This is a genomic window from Caballeronia sp. dw_276 (assembly GCF_018449635.1).
Classification (GTDB): Bacteria; Pseudomonadota; Gammaproteobacteria; order Burkholderiales; family Burkholderiaceae; genus Caballeronia.
In genome coordinates this window covers 375338-386998 of record NZ_JAAVUV010000002.1, presented here as the reverse complement: position 1 = coordinate 386998, position 11661 = coordinate 375338, and the positions used below count along the sequence as shown (strand labels likewise).

Below are 11661 nucleotides of genomic sequence, written 5' to 3'. Positions count from 1 at the left end.
AACCCGCGCATGACATTCAGCATTGGCGGCGAGACCGAGATCCGGCGACTCGGATTCGGCGCCATGCGCATTACGGGGCCGGGCGTCTGGGGTGTGCCCGCCGATCACGCCGAAGCCATCCGCGTGCTGCGGCGCCTGCCTGAACTCGGCGTGGATTTCATCGATACAGCCGACTCCTACGGCCCGGGCGTTTCAGAAGAATTGATCCGCGAGGCGCTACATCCATATTGCGCCGGGCTGCTGATCGCGACGAAGGCCGGGCTTGTGCGCACGGGTCCCGGCCGATGGGAACCGCAAGGTCGGCCCGAGCATCTGATCGGGCAGGCGCATGGCAGTTTGCGCCGGCTTGGAGTCGAACAGATTGGTTTGTGGCAGCTGCATCGGATCGATCCCGCCGTGCCGCGCGATGAACAATTCGGCGCGGTACGTCATCTCATCGATACCGGCGTGATCCGCCATGCGGGCCTGAGCGAAGTCTGCGTGGCCGACATCAAGGCCGCGTCCAAACACTTCAAGGTGGCGACGGTTCAGAATCGCTTCAATCTGGGCGATCGCGGGAGCGAAGACGTGCTGGATTTTTGCACGGCTCATGGCATTGGCTTCATTCCGTGGTATCCGTTGGCCGCGGGGGAGTTGACCCGGCCGGGATCGTTGCTTGATGCGATCGCCCGTCGCCATGACGCCCGCGTCGGGCAGATTGCTCTTGCATGGCTGTTGCAGCGCAGTCCGGTCATGCTGCCGATACCAGGAACATCGAAGGTCGCGCATCTTCTTGATAACGTCGCCGCCAGGTTGATCGAGCTTTCCGACCAGGAGTTCTGTGAACTCGATCGCGCCACAGAAGGGCGCCGGCAAGCGCTATGAACCCGCGCGCGGCGGTGCAACCGATGCACGCTCGATCAGCCGCACCGGCAGCCGATGCACAGCAGGATTGGACGTTGCGTCGCTCGTCAGCATCGATACCAGCAGCGCCACGCTCATGCGCCCGAGTTCGGCGGCCGACTGGCGCACCGTGGTAATTGCGGGCATGAGAAGGTTGGCAAACTCCATGTCGTCGAAGCCGACTATCGACATATAGTCCGGCACGCTCAGCGCGCGTTCGCGCAAGGCGTCGAGCACGCCGACCGCGATGTAATCGCTGGTCGCGAACAAGGCGGTCGGCGGCTTCGCGCTCGCGATCAACCTGGTGCCTATCTCGCGCCCAAAAGCGCGGTCGTACGAACCGAAATGCACGAGCTTCGGGTCGAATCGAACTTGCGCTTCGGCGAGTGCACGCTTGTATCCTTCCAGCCGTTCCTGCACGGTGAAGAGCGCTTCAGGCCCGGTTACGTGCGCGATCCGCTTGTGCCCGGCATCGAGCAGATGGCGCGTTGCCTGATACCCGCCCTCGACGTTATCGACGAAAACACGCGGCACATCCGCGCCCGGCACGTCTTCATCCACGAGCACGATGTTCGCGCGCTCGCCCATGAGCTTTCTCAGCGATCCATCGTCCGGACGATTCGTGGCGAAGATCAGGCCGTCGAGATGGCGCGTGTCCAGCCAGCGCAAATAGAGCGCCTCGCGTTCGAGCTTGTTGCGGGTGATGCACAGCGCGAGGCCATAACCGCTTGCCGATGCAGCTTCTTCCACGGCGTCGGCGAGTTCGGCGAAAAACGGATTCGCGACCTCCGGCATGGCGAGGCCTATGGTCTCGCTGCTTCCAAGGCTGAGCCGCCGGGCGAGGCTGTTCTGACGATAGTTGAGTGCGAGCACGGCGTCATCGACGCGTTTGGCCGTGTCCGGCGGAAGCACGAGGCTGCCGTTCAGGTATCGCGAAACGGTTGCTTTCGATACATCCGCCAGTTCGGCAACATCGCGAATGGTAGAGACTTTTGCCACTTGGGGTTTCCACGCAGGTTGGGCGCTGGGTTCGGGCGTAGTGTAACGCGTGGGTTCGTCATGGCGTTCGCTGCTACGGCATCTGTGAGCACTCTGGCGGTGCGAACGCGCATCGCACAGGTGCGTGGTGCACGTTGGCATCACGCGCTCATCACGCCGATGCCACGTGGAACCATTGGCATAAAACTCGCTTAGAGACATTACAGAGTAGAAGCGGCTAGTGTCTGGTGTCTTCGTTTTCCACCAGCATGGGGCATTGCTCTTGGGGCGCATCGTGCGCCCACGTCGACCAGCGTCGACGTTTGAACGGGATCGTCCGATCTCGCTCAACAAGGAGCGTGTGTGTTGTTGCCCCGACATCTCCCCTTGTTGTGCGTATCGGGTATCAAGGTCACGTTCGAGCGTTGTAGCTGGCTCCCCACGTTCACTCGCGGAGTCAAAACATGCGTGTCCTGCGTCGCTTCCTTCAACTTTCAGTGCTTGTTTCAAGCACTATTCTTGGTTCTACCGTTCACGCCGCTGATTCCGTCACAGTGCTCACAAGCTGGTACGCACAAGCCGAGCACGGCGGTTTTTATCAAGCGCTGGCTACCGGGCTTTACAAGCAAGCCGGTCTCGATGTCACCATCAAGATGGGCGGCCCGCAAGTCAACGGCATGCAATTACTTGTTGGCGGGCAGGCGGATTTCATCCTTGGCTATGACTTCCAGGTGTTATCGAGCGTGGAGGCGGGGATTCCGGTCACGACGGTGGCGGCATCGTTTCAATTCGATCCGCAAGGCATGCTCGTTCACGACGATGTAAAGAATCTCGCCGATCTCAAAGGCAAGACGATCCTCGTCGCGGGTGCGGGCAGGACGAGCTGGTGGCCGTGGCTAAAATCCAAATACGGTTACACCGATAGCCAGACGCGCCCCTACACATTCAACCTGCAGCCATTCTTCGTCGACCCGAATGTGGCGATGCAGGCGTATCCGTCGTCGGAGACGTTCCAGGCGGATCAGGCGCATGTAAAGACCCACTTCTTCCTCTTCGCCGACGACGGCTATCCGCCCTACAACACGACCATTGTCGGCTTGCGCAAGACGCTCGCCGAAAGGCCTGACGTGACCGCGCGTTTCGTAAAGGCATCGATGGAAGGCTGGAAAAGTTATCTCGCCAATCCCGCTCCGGGCAACGCACTGATCAAGAAAGACAACCCGGATATGACCGATGCGCAGCTCGCATTCGGCGTCGCGCAACTGAAGAAACTCAAGCTGGTCACCGGCGGTGACGCCGGCGCGCTCGGCATTGGCGCCATGACCGATGCCCGCTGGAAAAAGACCTACGACTACATGGTCGGCGCGAAGCTTTTGAAGGCTAGCACCGACTACAAGAGCGCGTACACGCTGCAATACATCCAGACCGCGAAGGTCATGCCGTAAGCGGCGTTTATAAAGGGAATCGAATCATGCTCGTTACACGACAAAAAGTCCTGCGCCGCTTCTGGTACGCAATCATGCCCATGTCGGATCTCGACGATAGCCCCAAGCCCTTCACGCTGCTGGGCGTGGGTATCGTGCTGTGGAAAGGCGCGGGCGGCAAGCCTCATGCACTGCGCGACCGGTGCTGTCACAGAACCGCGAAGCTCTCCAAAGGCTTCGTGGATGCCGATGGCAACATCGCCTGCGGATATCACGGATGGACTTACGACTGCACCGGGCAATGCGTGAAAATCCCGCAGAACGCGGGCGGTGAGATTCCGTCGCGGGCCATTGTCGAATCGTTCCGATGCGAGGAGCGTTACGGTTATGCGTGGGTTGCACTCGAAGATCCTTTGCAACCGATTCCTGAATTTCCCGAAGAATTCACGCCGGGTTACCGACGCATCCTGCAGTTCTACGAGCAGTGGAATACGAGTCCGCTGCGCATGATGGAGAATTCGTTCGACAACTCGCATTTCAGCTTCGTGCATAAATCGAACTTCGGTCTCTTCAATAGCCCGCAACCGTCAAAGTACGAATTTCGTCCCAACGAATGGGGCTTCGAGGCTGAGACGCATGTGCCCATTCGCAATCCGCAAGCAAGTTTTCGCATCACCGGCACGACCGACGACGTCACCGAACGGCATCTCGTGAACCGCTGGTTCATGCCTTTTTCGCGGCGCTTTGGCTGCATGTATCCCGCAAGCGGCGTGCATCACATCATCTACAACTGCGCGACGCCTATCGACGACAAGACCATGATGCTCGTGCAATGGCTTTATCGAAACGACAGCGAAGAGGCATGTTCCACGCAGGAGTTGATCGACTGGGACCGTCCCATCACCGACGAAGACCGTGAGATCCTGGAAGCGACCGACTATGACGCGTGTATCGATATACGTCGTCAGCAGGAGTGTCACATGGCGTCGGATCAGCCGGGTCTGCTGATGCGCCGTATGCTCTTGAAGCTGCTCGACGAGCACGGGGAGAGGGAAGTGTTTCGCATTGCAACGGAGGACTGAACCATGAACGCCGATCCTTTTAACGCCGCCTCTGCGCTCTCGGTGCAGCGGGTCGACAAGATTTATGCAAACGGCACGGTCGCGCTGGAAGACGTGCGGTTGACGATTCCTCAAGGCGATTTCGTTTCGCTGCTCGGACCCTCGGGTTGCGGAAAAAGCACTTTGCTGAAGATGTTTGCGGGTATCGAGACACCGACGCACGGACATATGCGCTGGTGGAATCAGCCTTTCGCTACAGTCGGTTCGGCCGGCCGCCGCATGTCGATGGTCTTCCAGGAAGCAACGTTGATGCCGTGGGCGAGCATCGCGGATAACGTGCGTTTGCCACTCGATCTTGCGGGCGTGCCGAGACGTGAAGCCGATACCCGCGTCGCCGATGCGCTTGCAAACGTCGGCCTTGAAAACTTCGGCAAGGTGCGCCCGCGCGAGTTGTCGGGCGGCATGCAGATGCGGGCGTCGCTTGCGCGTGCGCTTGTTACCGAGCCCGATTTGTTGCTGCTGGACGAACCCTTCGGCGCCCTCGATGAGTTCACGCGCAACAAGCTCGACAGCGATCTGCGCACGCTGTGGAAGAAGCGCGGCATGACGGTCGTGTTCGTCACGCACAGCATCTACGAGTCGGTGTATCTGTCGGAGCGCGTGGTGGTGATGCAGGCACGGCCAGGGAGAGTTATCGCTGAGGTGGTGATCGACGGTCCGGCCGTGCGCGACGATGCGTATCGCGTATCCGCGCCGTTCATGCAGCATTGCAAGACGCTCTCCGATCTCATCAGCGACGCACATCGCGCCATTGAAGGAGTGCAATGATGACCAGTCCAGCGCTTACGTCTGGTACCGCCATGGAAAGCCCGGTGAAGGCTCCGCGGCGACCGCTGTTGCAGCGCCCAGGAGCAATGAAAGCCGCCGCTCCCTGGCTTGTAGGCATTGTGATGCTGTTGATTTGGGAAGGCTGGTGCGCGTTGTTCAAGGTGCCGGTTTATCTCGTGTCCGCGCCGCATGACATCGCGATCCAGTTGTTCAAAGACGGTCCCATGTTGTTCGCGGCGCTTGCTGCCACGCTCAAGATCACGTTGCTCGCGTTCGCGCTTGCCACGCTCATTGGCGTGACCATTGCATTGCTGTTCGTGCAAAGCCCTTTGATCGAAGCGAGCTTTTTCCCGTATGCAATTCTTTTGCAGGTAACGCCGATTGTCGCGATCGCGCCGCTCATCATCATCTGGGTGAAGGACACGACCTTTGCGCTCGTGATCTGCGCTACGCTTGTGGCCTTGTTCCCGATCATCTCGAACACGGCGCTGGGACTGCGTAGCGTGAACCCGGGTCTGATCAACCTGTTCCGCATCAATCGCGCGACACGATGGCAAACACTCGTACGCTTGCGCATCCCAAGTGCGCTGCCGTATTTTTTCGGCGGCTTGCGGATATCGAGCGGGTTATCGTTGATTGGCGCGGTGGTGGCCGAGTTCGTGGCGGGAACGGGCGGCAGCGGCGCGGGGCTTGCGTATCAGATCCTGCAAGCGGGTTTTCAGTTGAACATTCCGCGGCTCTTCGCTGCGTTGTTCCTGATCACGGTAACTGGCGTGGTGCTGTTCGGCATCACGGCATGGGTGTCGCGCGTCGGGTTGCGCGGCTGGCACGAAAGCGAACTTTGAGCGCGATGACATGAGTATTCTGATTCGAAATGCAGCGGCCATCATGACCGGCGGCGCGGGTGGTCCCAATGATCCGTCGCGTGTGGCGGGTCCCGATATCCGCACAGAAGGCGAGATCATTCAGGCGATTGGCGCGCTTACGCCGCATGCCGGCGAGACCGTGGTCGACGCCACCGATTGCGTCGTGTACCCGGCGTGGGTGAACACGCATCATCATCTGTTTCAGTCGTTGCTCAAGGGCGATACAGCCGGGCTCAACGCGTCGCTGACGCCGTGGCTGGCGGCGACGCCGTATCGCTTTCGTGCATCGTTCGATGAAAAGCGCTTTCGGCTCGCGGCGCGTATCGGGATGATCGAGTTGATGCGCTCGGGCTGTACTACTGTCGCCGATCACAACTACGTTTATTACCCGGGCATGCCGTTCGACAGCTCGGCCATTCTCTTCGATGAAGCTCAAAAACTCGGTCTGCGCTTCGTGTTGCTGCGAGGCGGCGCGACAAAAACGCGACAACTCGAAGCGGAGTTGCCGAGCGCATTGCGGCCTGAGTCCATCGATTCTTACGTCGCCGATATCGAGCGGCTCGCAGCCACCTATCACGATGCATCGCCACGAGCGATGCGCCGCGTGGTGATGGCGCCGACCACGGTTTTGTATTCGATCTCACCGGCCGAGATGCGGCAAACGGCGGCCGTCGCGCGCCGGCTTGGATTGCGTTTGCATAGCCATTTGTCGGAGACCGTGTCGTATCAGGATAGCGCGCATTCCATGCACGCGTGTTCGCCGGTCGCGTTTTGCGGCGAGCACGACTGGCTTGGCAGCGATGTTTGGTACGCGCATCTCGTCAAGCTCGATGCCGACGAAATTGCGATGCTCGCGCAAACGCGCACGGGCGTCGCGCATTGTCCGCAATCGAACGGACGCCTGGGCAGCGGCATCGCGCCGATTCGCGAGATGGCGGATGCGGGCGTGCCAGTGTCCATTGGCGTGGACGGTGCGGCATCGAATGAAGCGGCAGACATGATTTCTGAGGTGCACATGGCGTGGCTCGCGCAACGGGCCAGGCGCGGGATGGCGGCGCAGGCGGCTTATCGGGGTGGCAGTTTTGAAGGCGGCGCTGATGCTGCCACCGTCGATGAAGTGGTGCACTGGGGCACGGCCGGTGGCGCGAACGTTTTGGGATTGGCTGAGGTGGGACGGATAGCGGTGGGTTTTTCGGCGGATGTGGCGGTGTATCGGCTGGACGATCCACGCTACTTCGGCCTGCACGATCCGGCGATAGGGCCGGTTGCATCGGGTGGACGACCTTCATTGGCGGCGCTGTTTTCGGCGGGTAAAAAAATCGTCAGCGAGGATGTCATTGAAGGCGTCGATTTGCAGGCGTTGAGACGCGAATCGATGGACGCTGTCAGGGAGATGCTGGCGGAGGTGGGGTAACGCTTAAATCAGCGTAGGAGACGTCACCCCGGACGAACGTCTCCATCTATTCGCGAGATTACGGCCGGATGAAATAATAGAGCTTGCTCATTATCGGCATACCAGAGCCACCATCGTCTATATTTATGACAAGTGCGCCTCTTGGATTTGCAGCGCTCGGACCTTCTAAAAAGGCCGTTCCGGTAAACTCTTTTCCAGTATGGGCACAAGCGAGTTCGGTCGGGTTTTGCGTATTTTCGAACGTGACGTGGGTGACGTCGATTGTTTTTCCATTCGGGGTCAAAGTGCCGCTCCAACTGCATTCGTAACCATATAGCCCGGTGAATGTATTGCCATTTACCGTCACGAGATATTGAGGGTTCACGCCAAAATTGCCAGCGAGCGCGGCAAGTGTCGGTGTTACAACGTAGGTAGAAAGTTGCAGTTTGGAGTTCGTGACTTGCCCGTTCGAGCTTTGGGCTTTCAGCGTATAAGTCGTTGAATCGGAATTCAAAGTCAAGGAAACCGTGCTTTGAACAAATGTCCCGGAAGCTGACAACCAGCCGTTCCCGGTGGAGGAGGCACCAGTGCCTGTCATTGGCGTGTTGCCGAGTGCAAGGTTTAGTGGTTGGCCGGTGGTGCTTGAGTCCGACGAACGCAAATAACCCGCTTTGTTGATGGTCGCGATGACGCCGGCAGACGGGGATATCGAGAAAAAGACGTTGTCTGAAATGGCGGGTGTGGGCGCGGGCGTGGGTTTAGGCGTTGTTGATGCGCTGGTGTCTGTTCCACCGCCACCGCCACAAGCTGCCAGCATTATTGAACTCGCCATCGTGATCGAGATAGCGCCGAGATTAAATCTTGAACCGGATAACAGTTTCATTGACAGGTTTTATTCAGGAATACGGATCTATAGATGAAATCGCCACGAGCGAGAAATCCGGGCGAAGCGACAACGATCGGAGCAGTCTTATTGCATATCGATGCTGCTTATGATCTGGTCATCGAATATAGGGCGTTGAATTTAACCGTCTATAAGAGGAATCCGATACTGAAAAAACCTGCTTTGAAATCCACCCTCAATGAAAATCCCGGCTAACGCTCGTCAATCCGCCGAGCATATGCGACATATCCACCAGCCGCTGCGCCACGAGATGTTTCACCTCGCCCTCACACTGCCATGTTCCATACACCGCAAGCAGCGTCGCGCCCAACGCCTCACGCCGCTGCCTTTCCAGCAGACTCGGCCACACGATCACATTCACATTCCCCGTCTCGTCCTCAAGCGTGACGAACATCACGCCCTTCGCGGTCCCCGGCCGCTGCCGCACGGTCACCAATCCGCAACCTCGCGCGAGCTTGCCATTGCGATAATTGTGCAACGTCGCCGCCGGCATCAATCGATGCATAAGCAATTCCGCCCGCAGCAATTCAAGCGGATGGCGCCCAAGCGATAATCCCACCGTCTTGTAGTCGCTGACAATATCGTCGGCTTCGGATGGCGCGCCGAGAATGGGCGTTGCATCTTCCACGCGTGCGTCGTTCAGCATGTCCTTGTCAGGCACGGCAGCAACTGATTGCCAAAGCGCTTCCCGCCGGTTTCCCGCCAGCGATGTCAACGCATTCGCCGCGGCAAGCACCTGAAGATCGTGCCGATCAAGCTGCGCCCGTTGCGCAAGATCGCCGACGCTTGCGAACTGACGCACCGACCGCGCCGTTTCAATGCGTTCGGCCGAACCGTCCCGCATTCCCCGCAGCAGCGATAAACCCATCCGCACCGCGGTCTTATTACCAGCAGCATCGCGCTCCAGCACCGAGTCCCAGCCGCTGACGGTTACATCGACGGGAAGCACGGCAACGCCATGACGCCGCGCGTCCTGCACGAGTTGCGATGGAGAATAGAAACCCATCGGCTGTGAATTGAGCATGGCGGCGAGAAATGCTGCGGGCTCATGACACTTCAACCAACTGCTGACATACACGAGCAACGCAAAACTCGCCGCGTGACTTTCAGGAAAGCCGTACTCACCGAAGCCCTTGATCTGCTCGAATATGCCTTCTGCAAAGGCCCTTTCATAACCGCGCTCGGTCATGCCGTTTACGATCCGGTCGTAATATTTCCCCAAACCGCCTTTGCGTTTCCAGGCGGCCATGGCGCGGCGCAATGCATCGGCTTCACCGGCTGTGAAACCGGCGGCGATCATCGCGATCTGCATGACCTGTTCCTGGAAGATCGGCACGCCGAGGGTTCTTTCGAGCGCGACTTTCAAACCTTCGCTGGGATAATTGACCGGCTCCAACCCCTGACGCCGGCGTAAATACGGATGCACCGCACCGCCCTGAATCGGACCCGGACGCACGATCGCAACCTCGATCACGAGGTCATAGAATTGCCTCGGCTTTAGTCGAGGCAACATTGACATCTGCGCGCGCGATTCGATCTGGAATACGCCGACGGTGTCCGCCCGCGAGATCATGTCGTAGGTCGCTTCATCTTCACGCGGAATGTCCTGCATCTCGAAGTGCTCGCCGCGCCTTTCCGAAATGATATCGAGCGTGCGCCGGATTGCGGACAACATGCCGAGCGCGAGTACATCGACTTTCAAAAGCCCGAGCGCTTCCAGATCGTCCTTGTCCCATTGAATGACGCTGCGATCGACCATCGCGGCGTTTTCCACAGGAACGAGCCGCGTGAGTTTGTCCCGGCTGATCACAAACCCGCCGGAATGCTGCGATAAATGCCGGGGGAAATTCAGTAATTGCGCCGCGAGCGATGCCCACGACTGAATCAACGGATTCTCCGGATCGAGCCCGGACTCCGTGAAGCGCTGCAACAAGTCCTGGCTGTTATCGAACCACTGATGCGACTTCGCGACGCGATCCACAATCTGCGGATCGACGCCGAGCGCCTTGCCCGTCTCACGCAACGCGCCGCGCGGCCGGTAGGTCGATACCGCCGCTGCAATCGCCGTCCGGTCCCGCCCGTATTTCCGATAGATATACTGGATCACTTCCTCGCGCCGCTGATGCTCGAAATCGACATCGATATCCGGCGGCTCACCGCGCTCCTTGCTGATGAAGCGCTCGAACAGCATGCTGCTGCTAGCCGGATCGACTTCGGTAACGCCGAGGCAATAACAGACCGCAGAATTTGCCGCCGATCCACGCCCCTGGCACAGGATGTTTTCACTGCGCGCAAAGCGCACGAGATCGTAGACGGTGAGGAAGTACGGCTCGTATTTCAGCTCGACAATCAGGTCGAGTTCGTGTTCTATCTGAGACTGGACCTCATGCGGAACGCCCGAAGGAAAGCGGCGTTGCGCGCCAATATACGTTTCCTGCCTTAAATATGAAGCCGATGTATAGCCTTTTGGCACGAGTTCATCGGGGTATTCATATTTGAGTTCCTGGAGTGAAAACGTGCAGCGCGAAAGCACGGTGAGCGTTTCCCGCAAGGTTTGCTCGGGATAAAGATTCGCCAGCCGCAGCCTTGAGCGCAAATGCTGCTCGGCGTTCGGCGCGAGATCGTAACCGCATTCGGACACAGGCTTGCCGATGCGAATTGCCGTCATGGTGTCCTGCAAAGGCTTGCGCGAGCGCACATGCATCACCACGTTGCCGGTCGCGACCACGGGCACTTTATAAAGCGATGCAACGTGTTCGACGGTGCCTCTATGGATATCGTCGAGCGCACGCTGATGCAGCGTCAAACCGACCCACGCACGCTGCGGGAATGTGGCGTCGAGCCATTCGACCTGGGCATCGAGCGCAGCTTCTTTCGCGGGGAAATCGGGCACGAGGATCGCGAGGCAATCCGGCATGCCGCGCAGATGGGCGAATTCCTTATCGGGGCGCGCGAGATCGTTCGGCGTGATCAGGTATTCGCCTTTCTTCGAACGCATCCGCGCGATGGTGATCAACTCCGACAAGTTGCCATAACCCTCGCGGTTCTGCGCCAGCAAGATAATTCCGAACGCCGGCGACCGGTCCGCGTTGACGAGCCTGAAGTACGAGCCGATCACGAGCGGAAAGTCGAGGTTCTTCGCCTCCACATGCGCGCGCACGACGCCCGCGAGCGAGCATTCGTCGGTGATCGCAATCCCGGCATAACCCAGTTGCTTGGCGCGCGTGACCAGTTCTTCTCCACGCGACGCACCGTGAAGAAAAGTGAAATTGGAAAACGCAAATAGCTCCGCATACGCGGGCAGCGTGGAGAAGGTCGTATCCAC

At 59.0% G+C, this 11661-nt stretch carries 10 protein-coding genes; 7 read left to right on the top strand and 3 right to left on the bottom strand.

The window, feature by feature from the left end; all coding sequences use genetic code 11:
- Nucleotides 1–9 precede the first annotated feature (9 nt).
- Complete coding sequence (locus tag HB633_RS04720) at nucleotides 10–864, top strand: aldo/keto reductase (protein WP_255580747.1); 855 nt, start codon at nucleotides 10–12, stop codon at nucleotides 862–864.
- On the opposite strand, the gene HB633_RS04715 is transcribed toward HB633_RS04720, so the two are convergent.
- On the bottom strand, nucleotides 859–1881 hold the full coding sequence (locus tag HB633_RS04715; RefSeq protein ID WP_213776900.1) for a substrate-binding domain-containing protein: 1023 nt from the start codon (nucleotides 1879–1881) through the stop codon (nucleotides 859–861). The two genes, HB633_RS04720 and HB633_RS04715, sit on opposite strands and share 6 nt — an antisense overlap.
- 443 nt (nucleotides 1882–2324) lie before the next feature.
- On the opposite strand from HB633_RS04715, the gene HB633_RS04710 reads away from it, so the two are divergent.
- From HB633_RS04710 to HB633_RS04690, 5 genes are read left to right on the top strand one after another with little or no spacing between them, the layout of a single operon-like run.
- A complete protein-coding gene (locus tag HB633_RS04710) occupies nucleotides 2325–3305 on the top strand; it encodes an ABC transporter substrate-binding protein (protein WP_213776899.1) in 981 nt (326 codons plus the stop codon).
- Nucleotides 3306–3331: 26 nt separating this feature from the next.
- Nucleotides 3332–4366 carry an aromatic ring-hydroxylating dioxygenase subunit alpha gene (locus tag HB633_RS04705; protein WP_213776898.1) on the top strand — a complete coding sequence of 345 codons (1035 nt, stop codon included), beginning with the start codon at nucleotides 3332–3334 and terminating at the stop codon, nucleotides 4364–4366.
- Between the two features lie 3 nt (nucleotides 4367–4369).
- A complete protein-coding gene (locus HB633_RS04700) occupies nucleotides 4370–5173 on the top strand; it encodes an ABC transporter ATP-binding protein (RefSeq protein WP_213776897.1) in 804 nt (267 codons plus the stop codon).
- A 32-nt stretch (nucleotides 5174–5205) separates the two neighbouring features.
- A complete protein-coding gene (locus tag HB633_RS04695; RefSeq protein WP_255580768.1) occupies nucleotides 5206–6018 on the top strand; it encodes an ABC transporter permease in 813 nt (270 codons plus the stop codon).
- Nucleotides 6019–6028: 10 nt separating this feature from the next.
- Nucleotides 6029–7453, top strand: a complete 1425-nt coding sequence (locus HB633_RS04690; RefSeq protein ID WP_213776896.1) for an amidohydrolase family protein — start codon at nucleotides 6029–6031, stop codon at nucleotides 7451–7453.
- A 58-nt stretch (nucleotides 7454–7511) separates the two neighbouring features.
- Here the strand turns inward: HB633_RS04690 and HB633_RS04685 are convergent, their stop codons facing one another.
- Entirely contained in the window at nucleotides 7512–8315 is an 804-nt protein-coding gene (locus HB633_RS04685; RefSeq protein ID WP_213776895.1) for a hypothetical protein, read from the bottom strand.
- Between the two features lie 33 nt (nucleotides 8316–8348).
- Here HB633_RS04685 and HB633_RS04680 point away from each other — a divergent pair, with 33 nt between their 5' ends.
- Nucleotides 8349–8531, top strand: a complete 183-nt coding sequence (locus tag HB633_RS04680) for a hypothetical protein (RefSeq protein ID WP_213776894.1) — start codon at nucleotides 8349–8351, stop codon at nucleotides 8529–8531.
- Here HB633_RS04680 and HB633_RS04675 read toward each other — a convergent pair.
- A complete protein-coding gene (locus HB633_RS04675; protein ID WP_213776893.1) occupies nucleotides 8512–11661 on the bottom strand; it encodes an error-prone DNA polymerase in 3150 nt (1049 codons plus the stop codon). The genes HB633_RS04680 and HB633_RS04675 overlap by 20 nt on opposite strands.

Coding starts and splice junctions, on each gene's coding strand:
- HB633_RS04720 (WP_255580747.1), top strand. CDS start 10: ATGACATTCAGCATTGGCGGCGAGACCGAGATCCGGCGACTCGGATTC.
- HB633_RS04710 (WP_213776899.1), top strand. CDS start 2,325: ATGCGTGTCCTGCGTCGCTTCCTTCAACTTTCAGTGCTTGTTTCAAGC.
- HB633_RS04685 (WP_213776895.1), bottom strand. CDS start 8,315: ATGAAACTGTTATCCGGTTCAAGATTTAATCTCGGCGCTATCTCGATC.
- HB633_RS04680 (WP_213776894.1), top strand. CDS start 8,349: ATGAAATCGCCACGAGCGAGAAATCCGGGCGAAGCGACAACGATCGGA.
- HB633_RS04690 (WP_213776896.1), top strand. CDS start 6,029: ATGAGTATTCTGATTCGAAATGCAGCGGCCATCATGACCGGCGGCGCG.
- HB633_RS04695 (WP_255580768.1), top strand. CDS start 5,206: ATGGAAAGCCCGGTGAAGGCTCCGCGGCGACCGCTGTTGCAGCGCCCA.
- HB633_RS04700 (WP_213776897.1), top strand. CDS start 4,370: ATGAACGCCGATCCTTTTAACGCCGCCTCTGCGCTCTCGGTGCAGCGG.
- HB633_RS04705 (WP_213776898.1), top strand. CDS start 3,332: ATGCTCGTTACACGACAAAAAGTCCTGCGCCGCTTCTGGTACGCAATC.